This window comes from Bradyrhizobium sp. Kon37, assembly GCF_055807535.1.
On record NZ_JBVVOY010000004.1, the window covers coordinates 33,794 to 48,466 of the forward strand.

General features: G+C 65.4%; 12 protein-coding genes. 9 read left to right on the forward strand and 3 right to left on the reverse strand.

The window, feature by feature from the left end:
* The first annotated feature begins 36 nt into the window (after positions 1 to 36).
* The gene (locus AC0L3J_RS10870) at positions 37 to 1,506 is read left to right on the forward strand and encodes a YcjX family GTP-binding protein (protein WP_473346928.1); all 1,470 of its coding nucleotides are present in this window, start codon (positions 37 to 39) and stop codon (positions 1,504 to 1,506) included.
* On the forward strand, positions 1,503 to 2,531 hold the full coding sequence (locus tag AC0L3J_RS10875; RefSeq protein ID WP_473288132.1) for a YcjF family protein: 1,029 nt from the start codon (positions 1,503 to 1,505) through the stop codon (positions 2,529 to 2,531). Before AC0L3J_RS10870 ends, AC0L3J_RS10875 begins: the two co-directional genes overlap by 4 nt.
* 196 nt (positions 2,532 to 2,727) lie before the next feature.
* Here the strand turns inward: AC0L3J_RS10875 and AC0L3J_RS10880 are convergent, their stop codons facing one another.
* Complete coding sequence (locus AC0L3J_RS10880; protein WP_473347307.1) at positions 2,728 to 4,293, reverse strand: glycosyltransferase family 39 protein; 1,566 nt, start codon at positions 4,291 to 4,293, stop codon at positions 2,728 to 2,730.
* 299 nt (positions 4,294 to 4,592) lie between these two features.
* Between AC0L3J_RS10880 and AC0L3J_RS10885 the strand changes: the two genes are divergently transcribed.
* From AC0L3J_RS10885 to AC0L3J_RS10900, 4 genes are all read left to right on the forward strand, one after another.
* The gene (locus tag AC0L3J_RS10885) at positions 4,593 to 6,326 is read left to right on the forward strand and encodes an adenylate/guanylate cyclase domain-containing protein (protein ID WP_473346930.1); all 1,734 of its coding nucleotides are present in this window, start codon (positions 4,593 to 4,595) and stop codon (positions 6,324 to 6,326) included.
* A 317-nt stretch (positions 6,327 to 6,643) separates the two neighbouring features.
* Positions 6,644 to 7,843, forward strand: coding sequence for a SorA family sulfite dehydrogenase catalytic subunit (sorA, locus tag AC0L3J_RS10890; protein WP_473346932.1), 1,200 nt, complete (start codon positions 6,644 to 6,646; stop codon positions 7,841 to 7,843).
* 11 nt (positions 7,844 to 7,854) lie between these two features.
* On the forward strand, positions 7,855 to 8,163 hold the full coding sequence (gene sorB / locus AC0L3J_RS10895; RefSeq protein ID WP_473346934.1) for a SorB family sulfite dehydrogenase c-type cytochrome subunit: 309 nt from the start codon (positions 7,855 to 7,857) through the stop codon (positions 8,161 to 8,163).
* Positions 8,164 to 8,371: 208 nt separating this feature from the next.
* Positions 8,372 to 8,572 (forward strand): cold-shock protein, encoded by a 201-nt coding sequence (locus AC0L3J_RS10900; protein WP_007596519.1) that lies wholly within the window; start codon positions 8,372 to 8,374, stop codon positions 8,570 to 8,572.
* A 169-nt stretch (positions 8,573 to 8,741) separates the two neighbouring features.
* On the opposite strand, the gene AC0L3J_RS10905 is transcribed toward AC0L3J_RS10900, so the two are convergent.
* Positions 8,742 to 9,203: an Lrp/AsnC ligand binding domain-containing protein gene (locus AC0L3J_RS10905; protein WP_007596520.1), complete on the reverse strand. Its 462-nt coding sequence runs from the start codon at positions 9,201 to 9,203 to the stop codon at positions 8,742 to 8,744.
* Between the two features lie 114 nt (positions 9,204 to 9,317).
* Between AC0L3J_RS10905 and putA the strand changes: the two genes are divergently transcribed.
* From putA to AC0L3J_RS10920, 3 genes are all read left to right on the forward strand, one after another.
* A complete protein-coding gene (gene putA, locus AC0L3J_RS10910; RefSeq protein WP_473346936.1) occupies positions 9,318 to 12,329 on the forward strand; it encodes a bifunctional proline dehydrogenase/L-glutamate gamma-semialdehyde dehydrogenase PutA in 3,012 nt (1,003 codons plus the stop codon).
* Positions 12,330 to 12,443: 114 nt separating this feature from the next.
* Positions 12,444 to 13,649 (forward strand): CaiB/BaiF CoA transferase family protein, encoded by a 1,206-nt coding sequence (locus AC0L3J_RS10915; protein WP_473346938.1) that lies wholly within the window; start codon positions 12,444 to 12,446, stop codon positions 13,647 to 13,649.
* A gap of 191 nt (positions 13,650 to 13,840) precedes the next feature.
* Positions 13,841 to 14,488, forward strand: a complete 648-nt coding sequence (locus tag AC0L3J_RS10920) for a glutathione S-transferase family protein (RefSeq protein ID WP_473346940.1) — start codon at positions 13,841 to 13,843, stop codon at positions 14,486 to 14,488.
* A gap of 9 nt (positions 14,489 to 14,497) precedes the next feature.
* Here AC0L3J_RS10920 and AC0L3J_RS10925 read toward each other — a convergent pair whose 3' ends face one another.
* The gene (locus AC0L3J_RS10925; RefSeq protein ID WP_473346942.1) at positions 14,498 to 14,662 is read right to left on the reverse strand and encodes a hypothetical protein; all 165 of its coding nucleotides are present in this window, start codon (positions 14,660 to 14,662) and stop codon (positions 14,498 to 14,500) included.
* Between the last annotated feature and the right edge of the window lie 11 nt (positions 14,663 to 14,673).

Below are 14,673 nucleotides of genomic sequence, written 5' to 3' on the forward strand. Positions count from 1 at the left end.
ACACATTTTCTCCCGCCGAGATCACTTAACGTTCAAATGGCATTCAGTTTCCAGGATATGGTCGAAGAAGCGCGGCTGTCGGCGAGGGCGCTGATCGACTATGGCGAGCACTTCTTCAACCCGACGGTGCGGCTCGGGGTCACCGGCCTGTCCCGGGCCGGCAAGACGGTGTTCATCACCGCGCTGATCCACGGCCTCACCCGCGGCGGCCGTTTTCCGGTATTCGAGGCCTATTCGTCCGGGCGGATCGCGCGGGCGCATCTGGCGCCCCAGCCGGACGACGCCGTGCCCCGCTTTGCTTATGAGAGCCATCTGCGCGCGCTGATCGAGGAGCGGCGCTGGCCGAGCTCGACTGTCGACATCAGCGAGCTCAGGCTCGTGATCGACTACCAGCGCCCGAACGGCGCCGACCGCACACTGACGCTCGACATCGTCGACTATCCCGGCGAGTGGCTGCTCGACCTGCCGCTGCTCCAGAAGAGCTTTGAGCAATGGTCAGCCGAAAGTCTCGCCCTGTCGCGCGAGGCGCCGCGCGTCCATCTTGCCGCGGACTGGCACGCGCATCTCGCAACCCTCAAGCCCGAGGCGCGCGAGGACGAGCAGGCGACGCTGACGGCCGCGAAGCTGTTCAGGGGCTATTTGCAAGGCTGCCGCGACGAGCGGTTTGCGATGAGCCTGCTGCCGCCCGGCCGCTTCCTGATGCCGGGCAACCTCGCCGACACACCGGCGCTGACCTTTGCGCCGCTCGACGTGCCCGCGGGCGGCCAGGCACCGGAGGGATCGCTGTGGGCGATGATGGTACGTCGCTACGAGGCCTACAAGGACGTCGTGGTGCGGCCGTTCTTCCGCGATCATTTTGCCCGGCTCGATCGCCAGATCGTGCTGGCCGACGCACTCGCCGCGTTCAACGCCGGCCCCGAAGCGCTGCACGATCTCGAAGCCGCACTCGCGGGCATTCTCGACTGCTTCAACATCGGCCGCAGCACGATCCTCTCCGGCCTGTTCCGGCCGCGGATCGACCGCGTGCTGTTCGCGGCGACCAAGGCGGATCATCTGCATCATTCCAGCCATGACCGGCTTGAGGCCGTGCTGCGCCGCGCGGTCACCCATGCGGTTGCGCGCGCGGAAACTACCGGCGCGGCGATCGACGTCGTCGCGCTCGCCGCCGTCCGCGCCACCCGCGAGGCGCAGGTCGCGCATGGCCGTGACAAATTGCCCTCGATCCTGGGGACGCCGGCCGCGGGCGAAAGCGCCGGCGGCGAGTTCTTCGACGGCAACACCGAGGTCGCGACCTTTCCGGGCGACCTGCCGCTCGATCCCGAGCCGCTGTTCAACGGCACCGACGCGTTCCGCGGGCTCTCGACCGAGGCCGCCGAGAAGAGCGATTTTCGCTTCCTGCGCTTCCGTCCGCCAAAGCTCGAGCGCGAGGGGGCCGACCAGCCGGCGCTGCCTCACATCCGCCTCGACCGTGCCTTGCAGTTCCTGATCGGAGACAAATTGTCATGAACGACCGATCGAAGCCACGGCGACCGGCGACGTTCCGGCTCGACGACCCCGGCGTCGTCGTCACGGAGGCCGACGAGACGACCCGGCTCGGCCGCACCACCATCCAGATCACGCCGGAGCCCGATCCGGCGAATTTGCCGGTGCCGATCGCATCCGCGCTCCCGGCGCGGCGCGGCTTCCCCTGGGGCGCATTGTTCTGGTCCGGCGTTGCCGGGCTGACGCTGCTCGGGGTCGGGCTCGGCGTCGTCCGTCTGATCGAGGATCTGTTTGCGCGCAGCGAAAGCCTCGGCTTCGTCGGACTGGCGCTTGCCTCCGTCACCGCGCTTGCGCTCGCGGTGGTGACCGGACGCGAGGCGTACGGGCTGGCGCGGCTGGCAACGATCGAAAAGCTGCATCAGCGCGCGGCCGCCGTCCTTGCCAGCGACGATCGCAAGGAGAGCCGCATCATCGTGCAGGATCTGCTCAAGATCGCACATCAGAACCCGCAGCTCGCGCGCGCCCGTGCCGCACTGGAGAGCCACGCCGGCGAGATCATCGACGGCGCCGACATGATCCGGCTCGCCGAGCGCGAATTGATGTCGCCGCTGGACATCGAGGCGCGGCGGCTGGTGTCGTCAGCCGCGCAGAAGGTCTCGATCGTCACGGCGGTTTCGCCCCGCGCGCTGATCGACGTGCTGTTCGTGTTCGTGGCCTCGCTGAGATTGATACGCCAGCTCGCTTTTCTCTATGGCGGCCGTCCCGGCGCGCTTGGCATGATCCGCCTGCTCCGCCACGTCATCGCCCATCTCGCCATCACCGGCGGCATGGCGGCGAGTGACAGCCTGGTGCAGCAGATGCTCGGCCACGGCATTGCGGCGAAGCTGTCGCAGCGGCTGGGCGAAGGCATGCTGAATGGATTGCTGACGGCACGGCTGGGCCTCGCCGCGATCGACGTCACACGGCCGCTGCCGTTCGCGGCACTGCCGCCGCCGAAGCTGTCGGATCTCGCGACGGATCTGCTGCGAAAGAAGGACGAGGAGGAGTAGCGTTCTGTTTGGCCGACGCGCTCGTTTTCCCCTCTCCCCTTGTGGGAGAGGGTGGCTCGACGCGAAGCGGCGAGACGGGTGAGGGGTCTCTCTCCGCGAGTCCAACTCTCACTCGAATTTGCGGAGAGATACCCCTCATCCGCGCTTCGCGCCACCTTCTCCCACATGGAGAGAAGGGAATTCGGAGCTTGCCGCGCTAGCTGAGCATACGCCTCTCGAATTCCCCCGCCAGCACGCGCCACTGGAATAGCGGCGAGTTCTTCGGCGGCGACAGCACTGGGGTCCAGCCAGACAGCTTCTCTAGCACATACGTATCCATCACGAGGCCGCGCCAGCGGCGCTCGACTTGACCGAGCGGCTCGCGCTTGGCGGGGATGTTCTCCCATAGCGATGAATGTTTGTCCGGCTCGCGCCCGACATAAATGCCGGCGCGGCCCTTGATCCGGTCCATGCCGGGATCACGAAAGTCCTGGAAGCGGCCGCGCTCGTTGATCTCGATCACGGGCACGCGGCCCCGGAACAGCCAGCGCATCATGGCGTAGGTGCGGTAGTCCGTGGTGGCGATCCAGGTCGCGCCGGTCTCGTCCAATGCGGCCTGTGCGCGCGCGGCGACCTGCTCGTAGCCGGACTCGGCACCGATCGGATCGATCTTGCCGAGAAAATTCCAGGGTGCGGCGACGTAATAGAGGAACACGATGACGACAAAGGCGATGCCGGAGACCACCGCTGTGTTGGCCCAGAACAGCGCCGACCTGATCATCCGCGCAGACCATTTTTCACGCTGCAACATGGTGAGGTTGACAGCGGCGGCGGCGAAACCGACCGGCCACATGAACATCGGCCAGGTGTCGCCGACGCGGAGGGTCAGGGATTTCGCGAGAAAATAGAGAAACGGCACCAGGACCGCGGTCGACAACAAAATCGCGACCGGCTCGCGCGTGCGATAGCCGCGCCACGCCGTCATCACCACTCCCGTCAGCACCACCGGCAGCATGACGAAGCCGACCAGTCCGAATTGCAGGCCGATGTAATCGCCGAAGGTGCGGAGCGAGATGCCGTAGCTAGTGGTGGCGCGCACGCCCTGGAAGCGAATCGCAGCCCAGTCGTGCTGCACGTTCCAGATCAGCACGGGCGAGAACACGACGATTGCGATCAGGACCGCGAGATACGGATAGGGGCTGCGCAGCCAGCGCCAGCGCCAATCCGGCACCAGCAGAAAGGCGGCAACCGCCGGCGCGAACATGATCACGGTGAATTTCGACAGCATCGCCAATCCGGCGAACAGGCCGGCCGCGAGCCACCAGCGGCCGTCGCCGCCCTGCGCAAGCCGCACCAGGCACCACATCATCGCCACCGCAAACGGCATCATGGCGACATCGGGCGCAACCTTGGCCATCAGCAGGCCGTAATAGAGCGCGGCCTCCGGCATCAGCACCGCGAGCACGACGGCGCGCACATCATGGGTGAGGCGGCGGACGATATCGGCGAGCAGGAGCTGCGTCACCAGCATCGCGACGATGCCGCCGAAGCGCACACCGAGCCTGGTGTCGCCGAAGATCGCAGTGCCGAACCGGATCAGCCAGGCGATGCCGGGGGGGTGATCCAGGAAGCTGAGCGCCGTCTCCTGCGACCACGTCCAGTAATAGGCCTCGTCCGTACGCAGCTCGATAGCCGAGGCGTAGACCATGCGCAGCAGCGTCATCGCGGCGATGATCGCCGCGGCCACGACGAGCGGCCGGCGCGCCGCGCCTGCGGGGGGCATCGTGATGTCGGGAGTTGTCGCCACGGCGGCGCTTTTCGCCAACCTGGGAGGGGGAGTCAATGTTGGGGGTCGGATCCACCTATTCGGCTGTCGCGATCCCAGCCCCGACGAGGAGACTGTAGGGTGGGCAAAGCGAAGCGTGCCCACCGCAAGTGCCGATTGGTGGGCACGGCGCCAAGGCGCCTTTGCCCACCCTACGATTTCGTCACCCTGCCGCGGATGTGATCCCGCAAGCTGTCCACCCCCGGAATTAAACGCGGCGCTGGCTGTTCTCCTTCATGAACTGATACAAGCGAATCATGGCCGCAACCGCATCCTCACGATTTTCCGAGCTCTCCCGCGCCATCAGCTTGCGCCAGGTGCGGCTGGTCTGCGGCGTCATCCTGTTCGCCTATGTGGTCAGCCATTTCCTCAACCATGCGCTCGGCAACATCTCGGTCGATGCCATGGAGATCGGGGTCACCTACCACACGCTGTTCTGGCAGTTCCTGCCGGTTGCGATCACGTTCTACACGGCGGCGCTCACGCATATGGGGCTCGGCATCTATGCACTGTATCAACGCCGGCAGTTCCGCTGGCGGACGGTCGAGCCGCTGCAGCTCGTGCTGGGCTTGAGCATCCCCGCGCTGGTCATGGCGCATGTGATCGGGGTGCGGCTCGGCCAGACGCTGTACGGGCACCAAAAACTCTATCCGCAGGAACTCTACCTGTTCTTCGTCGCGTCGAACCGTATCTGGACGATGACGATCCTGCTTCTCATCGCCTGGGTGCACGGCTGCATCGGCATCTATTTCTGGCTTCGCCTCAAACCGTTCTTCACGCGCGCAGCGCCCTATCTGCTCGCGGCGGCCGTGCTGATCCCGACGCTGTCGCTGCTGGGTGTCTACCAGGGTGGCCGCAGCGTCGAGGTCGAGGCCGACGACGGGGAATGGCGGACGCATAATCTCACGCGCAGCCAGGTCGGCACCACGGCCGAGGCCGCGACGCTCGACCGCATCACCGGTGGCCTCACCGCCGGTTATCTCGGATTGCTCGCCTTGGCGCTCGCCGCACGCGGCGTACGGGCCTTGCGCGAACGACGCGGTGGCATGATCGCGCTGTCCTACGGCAACGGCAAGACGGTGCGCGTCCCCAAGGGCCTCTCCGTGCTGGAGGCGAGCCTGCGCCACAATGTGCCGCATGCCAGCGTCTGCGGCGGCCGCGCCCGCTGCTCGACCTGCCGCATCCGCATCATCGGCGATCATGGCGCCCTGCCCGAGCCGTCGCAGCGCGAGGCGTTCGTGCTCACCCGTGTCGGCACCAGCGACCCCTCGATCAGGCTCGCCTGCCAGCTGCGGCCGACGTCGGATCTCTCCTTCTTCCAGCTCTTCACCGCGCATACCCTGTCGGCAAACACCCAGGCCTCGACGCCCGCCAGAATCGGCCAAGAGCGCTATCTCGTCAGCCTGTTCGTGGACATGCGCGGCTCGACGCAGCTCGCGGAGAAGCGGTTGCCGTTCGACACCGTGTTCATCGTCAACCGCTTCCTCGGCGCCGTCTCGCAGGCCGTGATCGAGAATGGCGGCCAGCCGAACCAGTTCGTCGGCGACGGCATGCTGGCGTTGTTCGGACTGAGCGCCGATCCGCAAGAGGCCTGCCGGCAGGCGCTGAAGGCCGCCGCCGGCATCGCCAGGCAAATCGACGATCTGAACGAGCTCTTGAGCCACGATCTGCGGCAGCCGATCCGCTTCGGCATCGGCATCCACGGCGGCGAGGTCATTATCGGCGACATCGGCTATCGCGATCACATCGTCTTCACGGCGCTGGGCGACGCCGTCAACGTCGCGGCCCGCCTCCAGGACATGACCAAGACACTGGCCTGCGAAGCGATCGTCTCGGAGGAAGTCCGCCGCACCGCGGGCCTTGCCGACGATGCGCTGCCGCAGCAGGAGGTCGCGATCCGCGGCCGCGACGAACCGATGGCCGTGCGCGTCGTCGCGGACGCGAGGGAGCTGTCGGCGCTCGTCGATCGCGGCGAACGCGTCGCGGCGTGAGGCGCAACCTCGCCCCGCTTGCGGGGAGAGGTCGGATCGCGGAGCGATCCGGGTGAGGGGGACTCTCCGCGTGTCCAACTCTTACCATCCTTGCGGAAGCAGCCCCTCACCCCAACCCTCTCCCCGTAAGAACGGGGCGAGGGAGTGCACCGTCGCCGCGGTTACGACTCGACTCCGCGTAACACCGGCTTGCTGCAACGCAACGGCATGGGCCTGCTGCGAAAGCACGAATTGACTTCAACTGAGTCGTTGCGACACATGAGTGCGAGATCGCGGTGATGACCGTGATCCACCGAAAAGCTCCGGGAGGAGACCACATGTTCGATCGACGCGACCTGCTCAAAGGAGCGGGCCTTGCCGCTGTTGCGACTACACTGAGCCCGACCAAAGCGCTGGCACTCGACACCGTCGCCCTGCCCTTTGCAAATGGCGAGCGGCCTTTGGTGAAATATCCGCAGAAGCGGCCGATGATCGGCCTGACCAGCCGTCCGCCGCAGCTCGAGACGCCGTTCGCGGTCTTCAACGACGGCCCGATCACGCCAAATAACGCGTTCTTCGTGCGCTATCACCTGTCCGACCTGCCCTACAGTCTCGACCCCGACAAGTTCACGCTCGAGGTCAAGGGCAAGGTCGACAAGCCGCTCAAGCTGTCGCTGAAGGACATCAGGAAGATGAAGGCGACCGAGATCGTCGCCGTCAACCAGTGCTCCGGCAACAGCCGCGGCTTCCTGGATCCGCGCGTGGCCGGTGGCCAGCTCGCCAACGGCGCGATGGGCAATGCGCGCTGGCGCGGCGTGCCGCTGAAGGCGGTGCTGGCGATGGCGGGCGTGCAGAGCGGCGCCAAGCAGGTCACCTTCAATGGCATGGACGGTCCGGTCAGCGACAAGACGCCCGACTTCGTCAAGGCACTCGATATCGATCACGCCAGCGACGGCGAGGTGATGCTGGCCTATGGCATGAACGGCGAGGACCTGCCGTTCCTCAACGGCTTTCCGCTGCGCCTGATCGTGCCCGGCTATTACGGCACCTATTGGGTCAAGCACGTCAACGAGATCACCGTCATCGACAATGTCTATGACGGCTTCTGGATGAAGTCGGCCTATCGCATTCCGGACACCCCGAACAATGCGGTCGAGCCGGGCACCGCGCCGAAGGCGACGATCCCGATCAACCGCTTCACCATCCGTTCCTTCATCACCAGCGTCCCCGACGGCGCCAAGCTGAAAGCAGGCGGCACGACGCTGCGCGGCATCGCCTTCGACGGCGGCAAGGGTATCAAGGAGGTCGCGGTCTCCACCGACGGCGGCAAGACCTGGACCAACGCCAAGCTCGGCAAGGATCTCGGCAAATACTCGTTCCGTGAATGGACGCTGCCGGTGAAGCTCGCGGCGGGCTCCCACGAACTCAAGGTGCGCGCCACCGGCAATGGCGGCGAAACCCAGCCGGATACGCCGCGCTGGAATCCGGCGGGTTACTTGCGCAACGTCGTCGAAACCGTCCGCGTCACCGTGGCTTGAGGGGAATGATCATGCAGCGCACCGTTTTCCTCGCCATCTCGCTCGCCCTCGCCGCCATGGTGGGTTCGGCACTTGCAGCACCGGTCAACTACAAGACCCCCGATGAGGTCGCGGCGTTCAAGCCCGGGCCCAATCTCGAAGTCGTGCAAGGCAATTGCAGCGCCTGCCACTCCGCCGACTACATCAACACGCAGCCGCCGATGAAGGACAAGAAAGGTTTCTGGCAGGCCGAGGTCACCAAGATGATCAAGGTCTATGGCGCCCCCATCGACGATGCCGATGTCGGCAAGATCGTCGATTATCTGGCCGCGACTTATTGACGGATGGCGCGCGGCGCGCGGACCAAGTGACCGCGAAACGGGCAAATCCGGCAAAAACGCCGCGAAGTTGAGCGGAATTCGGCGAAAGGCGGATGTGGTTTGAGCTACCAAGCCAGCCACATTCCGCGTATCGTATTAGGACCGAACCGGCCGGTTGGCGGGGACTGGCGGTTCGCGATCTCGGAGGAAGACCCGCGGAGAAGTCGTGATGGCTAAAGGTACGGTCAAGTGGTTCAACCCGACGAAGGGTTATGGATTTATCCAGCCTGCGTCGGGCGGCAAGGATGTGTTCGTGCATATCTCGGCAGTGCAGAAAGCCGGTCTGTCGTCCCTGAACGAAGGACAGACGGTGGAATATGAAGAGATCGCAAACCGAGGCAAAAGCTCCGCAGAGAACCTCAAAGTATAAGCCCGCCGGCTGTTGCTAACTCCCGGATCGATCCGGGAGCCGGGCCAAGAAATTTCAGAAGACGGTCAGTGCATTCGACGACAGGCGTTGCGATTGCACACGGAGAACTATTTGCCCGCGAAGACCGCCCGTTCAATGCCACAGCAATGACAATCGCGACTGCACTTCGTTAGTCCACCGGCAATGGTGCGTCGCGCTTGATCTCTTCCATCACCGCATAGGTTCGCGTCTCGCGCACGCCCGGCATCGACAGCAGGGTCTCGCCGAGGAAGCGGCGATACGCGGTCATGTCTGCCAGCCGCGCCTTCACAAGATAGTCGAAGCCGCCGGCAACCATGTGACACTCCAGCACTTCGGGCGCGAGTTTCACCGCGCGGGCAAAACGCTCGAAATTGTCGGGCGTGGTCTTGTCGAGCAGCACTTCGACGAACACCAGGAGCCCGAGGCCGAGCCGGTGCGGGTTGAGCCGCGCGCCATAGCCTTCGATAAAGCCCTCTCGCTGCAAACGCTTCAGCCGCTCGCCGATCGAGGTCGGCGACAGCCCAATGCGTTCCGCGAGCTCGACATTGGCGATTCGCCCGTCCTGCTGCAAAATTGAGAGGATTTTCCGGTCGGTTCGATCTAATTCCATGTTTCATAAGGCCTAATGGCTAGTAAGCCTCATTTTCTAAGGCAGATCGCCGAAATTGTCTATCGAGCTAAGGTAGCCTGGGCACTATCCTGGATTAGAGCCACAGGACACGCCATGCCGAACATTCCGCCTCTCTTCTCCGCCCCCTACGCGCCTGATGATGTCGATATCGCCGCGCGCCTCTTGCCGTCTGCACATCCGGGCGCGCCGCAGGAGGCGCGGATCGATCGCACCGCGACGCGGCTGATCGAAGCCATCCGCAAGCGCGACGACCGGCTTGGCGGCGGTCTTGGCGGGGTCGAGGACATGCTGCGGGAATTCGCACTCTCGACCAAGGAAGGCCTCGCCTTGATGGTGCTGGCCGAGGCGCTGCTGCGCGTGCCGGACGCGCGCACCGCCGACCAGTTCATCGAGGACAAGCTCGGCGAGGGCGACTTCATCCACCACGAGACCAAGTCCACCGCCTTCCTGGTCAACGCCTCGGCCTGGGCATTGGGCCTCTCGGCACGGGTGATCCAGCCCGGCGAGACGCCCGACGGCACCATCGGCCGGCTGGTGAAGCGGCTGGGCGCACCGGCCGTGCGCACCGCCACACGCCAGGCGATGCGGCTGATGGGCAATCATTTCGTGCTCGGGGAAACCATCGCGCAGGCCCTGGACCGAGGTAAGCCGCGCTCCGGCCAAAAGACGCGTTATTCCTTCGACATGCTCGGCGAAGGCGCCCGCACCGCCACTGACGCCAAGCGCTATTTCGACGCCTATGCCAGTGCGATCGAGACCATCGGCAAGGCGGCGGGGCGCCATCCCCTGCCCGATCGGCCCGGCATCTCCGTCAAGCTCTCGGCGCTGCATCCGCGCTTCGAGGCGATCAGCCGCGACCGCGTGATGACTGAGCTGGTGCCGCGACTGCTGGACCTGGCGCAGCGCGCCAAGGCCCATGATCTCAATTTCACCGTCGATGCCGAGGAAGCCGACCGGCTGGAATTGTCGCTCGACGTGATCGCGGCAACGCTCGCCGATCCCTCGCTTGCCGGTTGGGACGGATTTGGCCTCGCGATCCAGGCCTATCAGAAGCGCGCCGGCGACGTGATCGACTATGTCGATGCGCTCGCCCGCGCGCACGACCGCAAGCTGATGGTGCGGCTGGTCAAGGGCGCCTATTGGGACACCGAGATCAAGCGCGCGCAGGAGCGCGGGCTCGACGGCTATCCCGTGTTCACCCGCAAGGCGATGACGGATCTGAACTACGTCGCTTGCGCTCAAAAGCTGTTGAGCCTGCGGCCGCGCATCTTCCCGCAATTTGCCACCCATAACGCGCTGAGCGTCGCGACCGTGCTGGAGCTTGCCGGCGTCAACGGCGGCTTCGAATTCCAACGCCTGCATGGCATGGGCGAAGCGCTCTACGAGCAGCTCGCCAAGGACCACCCCGAGATCGCCTACCGCACCTACGCCCCGGTCGGCAGCCATCGCGACCTGCTCGCCTATCTGGTGCGGCGACTGTTGGAGAACGGTGCCAACTCCTCCTTCGTGGCGCAGGCGTCCGATTACCGCGTGCCGGTTACGGCGCTGCTGCAACGTCCGGCGGATGCCATCGTCCGGCCGCAGCAGGCCGCCCATCCCAAGATTCCGTTGCCGTGCGACCTGTTCGCGCCGGAGCGGCGCAATTCACGTGGCGTCGAGTTCGGCGCGCGCGCCGCGCTCGACCGGTTGCTGACGGAGGTCAAAGCCGAGACGATCGACCTCGAACCGATCGCGGACGCAACGCCGGATCAGGCCAATGCGGCAGTGGCTGCAGCGCGCGCCGGCTTTGCCGCCTGGAGCCGGACTCCGGCAGCCACGCGCGCGGCGGCGCTGGAGCAGGCCGCGCATCTTCTGGAGAATCGCGCGCCCCATTTCATCGCGCTGCTGCAGCGCGAGGGCGGCAAGACGCTCGACGATGCGCTGTCGGAGCTGCGCGAGGCCGCCGACTTCTGCCGCTATTATGCCGCGCGGGGCCGCAAGCTGTTCGGCAACGATGTGGCGATGCCGGGTCCGACCGGCGAGAGCAACGCACTGGCCATGCGCGGCCGCGGCGTCTTCGTGGCGATCTCGCCCTGGAATTTTCCGCTGGCGATCTTCCTCGGCCAGGTCACGGCCGCGCTGATGGCCGGCAACAGCGTGGTGGCGAAGCCCGCGGAGCAGACCCCGCGGATCGCGGTCGAGGCGGTGCGGCTGCTGCACGAGGCCGGCATCCCCGCAAGCGCGCTGCATCTCGTCGCCGGCGACGGCCGCATCGGCGCCGCGCTGACCGCACACCCCGATATCGCCGGAATCGTCTTCACCGGCTCGACCGAGGTCGCGCGCAGCATCAACCGGGCGCTGGCAGCCAAGGACGGGCCGATCGTGCCGCTGATCGCGGAGACCGGCGGCATCAACACCATGATCGCGGATGCGACTGCGTTGCCCGAGCAGGTCGCGGACGATGTCGTCACCTCGGCGTTTCGTTCCGCCGGCCAGCGCTGCTCGGCGCTGCGGCTGCTGTTCGTGCAGGAGGACGTCGCCGACCGTATGATCGAGATGATCGCGGGCGCGGCGCGCGAGTTGAAGATCGGCGACCCCAGCGACGTCGCAACCCATATCGGCCCGGTGATCGATAGCGAGGCCAAGCGGCGTCTCGATGCGCATATCGCACGGATGAAGAGAGAGGCGCGGCTGCACTTTGCCGGGACCGCGCCGGAGGGCTGCTTCGTCGCGCCGCACATCGTCGAACTCAAGGATGCCGGCCAGCTCACCGAGGAGGTGTTCGGCCCGATCCTCCACGTGGTGCGCTACCCTGCGGAAAATCTCGAACGCGTCCTGCAAGCGATCGAGCGCACCGGCTACGGGCTGACGCTCGGCATCCATTCCCGCATCGACGATACCATCGAGGCGATCGTCGACCGCGTGCAGATCGGCAACATCTACGTCAACCGCAACATGATCGGCGCCGTGGTCGGGGTGCAGCCGTTCGGCGGCAACGGCCTGTCCGGAACCGGCCCGAAAGCCGGCGGCCCGCACTACCTCGCGCGCTTTGCGACCGAGCAGACCGTGACGATCAACACCGCAGCAGCCGGTGGCAACGCTGCCCTGCTCGCAGGGGATGAGTGAGGCGCGGCGAGGAGCGTTGCATCCCGCCGAAACATCGGTCTAATGCTGCCCGTGACGTGGCCCTCGCCAATTCCAGCGCGCGGGAAACAACACGAGTGAGGGAGCGACGCCGCGATGGAAAAGGGCATTTTTGCAGGGCTCAAGGTGCTGGATTGCGCGAGTTTCATCGCAGCGCCAGCGGCCGCGACCGTGCTGTCGGATTTCGGCGCCGATGTCGTCAAGATCGAGCCGCCCGGAGCCGGCGATCCCTACCGCAATCTGCCCAACATTCCGGGCTATCCGACGAGTGAGCACAATTTCGCCTGGCTGCTGGAGGCCCGCAACAAGAAGAGCATCGCGCTCGACCTCGCAAAGCCGGAAGCGCAGGCCGTGCTCTACAAGCTGGTGGAAGAGGCCGACGTCTTCATCACCAACATGCCGCCGCCGGTGCGCACCAAGCTCGGCATCACCTACGACCATCTCGCCCATCTCAATGATCGCCTGATCTACGCCTCCTTCACCGGCTATGGCGAGAAAGGCGAAGAGGCCAACAAGCCCGGCTTCGACAGCAACGCCTATTGGGCGCGCTCCGGCCTGATGGACCTCGTCCGCGCCGACACCGACACGACGCCGGCCCGCTCGGTCGCCGGCATGGGCGACCATCCCTGCGCGATGGCGTTCTATGGCGCGATCGTCACCGCGCTGTATCAGCGCGAGAAGACCGGCAAGGGCTCGCATGTCGCCTCCAATTTGATGGCAAACGGCGTGTGGGCTGCGAGCGTGCTGGCGCAGGCAAAGCTCTGCGGCGCCAAGTTCGCCGAGCGGCGGCCGCGCGAACGCGCGCTGAACGCGGTCGCCAACCACTACCAATGCAAGGACGGCCGCTGGCTGATCCTGTCGCTGCTGAGCGAGGAGAAGCAGTTTCCGACGCTGGCCAGGTGTCTCGGCCGCGAAGACCTCATCACCGATCCGCGTTTCGCTACCAAACCCGACCGCCACGCCCGCTCCGTCGAGCTGATCAAGATCTTCGACGAGACCTTTGCAACCAGGGATCTCGCCGAATGGCGCAAGATCCTCGACGGCAACGGGCTGGTGTTCGGTATCGTCGGCATCCTGGACGACATCCCGAACGACAAGCAGATGCTCGACAACGAGGTTCTGGTGCCGTTCGAGAACGACACCATGCTCACTATCTCCAGCCCGATCTGGATCGACGGCGCCAAGAAAGTGCAGCCCCGCAAGCCGCCCGGCGTGGGCGAGCACAGTGACGAGATTTTGCGTGGCGCGGGATACGACGAGGCCACGATCAAGCAACTGCGGTCGCAGGGGGCGGTGGGGTAAGGGGGCTCGCTGCATCTACTATGTCGTCCCGGCGACGGCCGGGACCCATATCCCAGAGTGAGAGTTGTCGCGCAAGGCCGACAACTCCAAGTCTTCGCCAAACCACGTTCGGTGGTTATGGGTCCCGGCCTTCGCCGGGACGACCGTAAGGGAATAGCTTGCTTCAACAATCACCGCCATCGCGAGGTCCCATGCCCAGCTATCGCCTGCACTACTTCCCCGAATCCGGCAACAGCTACAAGCTGGCGCTGATGCTGACGCTTTGCGGCGAGAGGTTCGAGCCGGTCTGGACCGACTTTGGCGGCGGCGTCACGCGCACGCCGGAATGGCGCAAGAGCGTGAACGAGATGGGCGAAATTCCCGTGCTCGAGGTCGACGGTGTGAAGATGACGCAGACCGCGCCTCTCCTGCTCAAGCTTGCCGAGCAGTACGGGCGTTTCGGTGCCGAGACCGAGCAGGAAAAGTTCGAGCTGCTGCGCTGGCTGTTCTGGGACAACCACAAGCTCACCGGCTACATGGCGACCTACCGCTTCATGCGCGCCTTCACGCAAAACAACGATCCGCAGGTGCTGAAACACTTTCGCAGGCGGCTCGAAGATTTCCTCGGCATTCTCGACGGCCATCTCCAGCACAATGAATTCGCGATCGGCACCAGGCCGACCGTCGCCGATATCTCGATGATGGCCTATCTGCACTATCCGAGCGACGAGCACGGCTTTGAATTCGCGGAAAGCTATCCCGCCATCCACGCTTGGCTTGGCCGCATGGCCGCACTGCCCGGGTGGAAGCCGGCCTACGAGCTGCTGCCCGGCAAGCGGATGACGAATTACGCGAAGTGAGCGTGCCGTCTACTTCAGCGCCAACCAGCCGAGCGTGAACAGGATTCCACCGATGATGACGACGACCGCGATCGCCCAGGTGCTGACGCGGATGCTGCCGGTGACCTGCTTGGCCTCTTCATTCTGCGCGATCTCGCGATTGCGCTCCTTGTTGGCGTCGCTCGTATTCGTCATGGGTCATCCAA

Coding starts and splice junctions, on each gene's coding strand:
- AC0L3J_RS10915 (WP_473346938.1), top strand. CDS start 12,444: ATGGAAAAGGGCATTTTTGCAGGGCTCAAGGTGCTGGATTGCGCGAGT.
- AC0L3J_RS10870 (WP_473346928.1), top strand. CDS start 37: ATGGCATTCAGTTTCCAGGATATGGTCGAAGAAGCGCGGCTGTCGGCG.
- sorA (WP_473346932.1), top strand. CDS start 6,644: ATGTTCGATCGACGCGACCTGCTCAAAGGAGCGGGCCTTGCCGCTGTT.
- AC0L3J_RS10905 (WP_007596520.1), bottom strand. CDS start 9,203: ATGGAATTAGATCGAACCGACCGGAAAATCCTCTCAATTTTGCAGCAG.
- AC0L3J_RS10920 (WP_473346940.1), top strand. CDS start 13,841: ATGCCCAGCTATCGCCTGCACTACTTCCCCGAATCCGGCAACAGCTAC.
- AC0L3J_RS10880 (WP_473347307.1), bottom strand. CDS start 4,293: ATGCCCCCCGCAGGCGCGGCGCGCCGGCCGCTCGTCGTGGCCGCGGCG.
- AC0L3J_RS10875 (WP_473288132.1), top strand. CDS start 1,503: ATGAACGACCGATCGAAGCCACGGCGACCGGCGACGTTCCGGCTCGAC.
- putA (WP_473346936.1), top strand. CDS start 9,318: ATGCCGAACATTCCGCCTCTCTTCTCCGCCCCCTACGCGCCTGATGAT.
- AC0L3J_RS10885 (WP_473346930.1), top strand. CDS start 4,593: ATGGCCGCAACCGCATCCTCACGATTTTCCGAGCTCTCCCGCGCCATC.
- AC0L3J_RS10900 (WP_007596519.1), top strand. CDS start 8,372: ATGGCTAAAGGTACGGTCAAGTGGTTCAACCCGACGAAGGGTTATGGA.
- sorB (WP_473346934.1), top strand. CDS start 7,855: ATGCAGCGCACCGTTTTCCTCGCCATCTCGCTCGCCCTCGCCGCCATG.
- AC0L3J_RS10925 (WP_473346942.1), bottom strand. CDS start 14,662: ATGACGAATACGAGCGACGCCAACAAGGAGCGCAATCGCGAGATCGCG.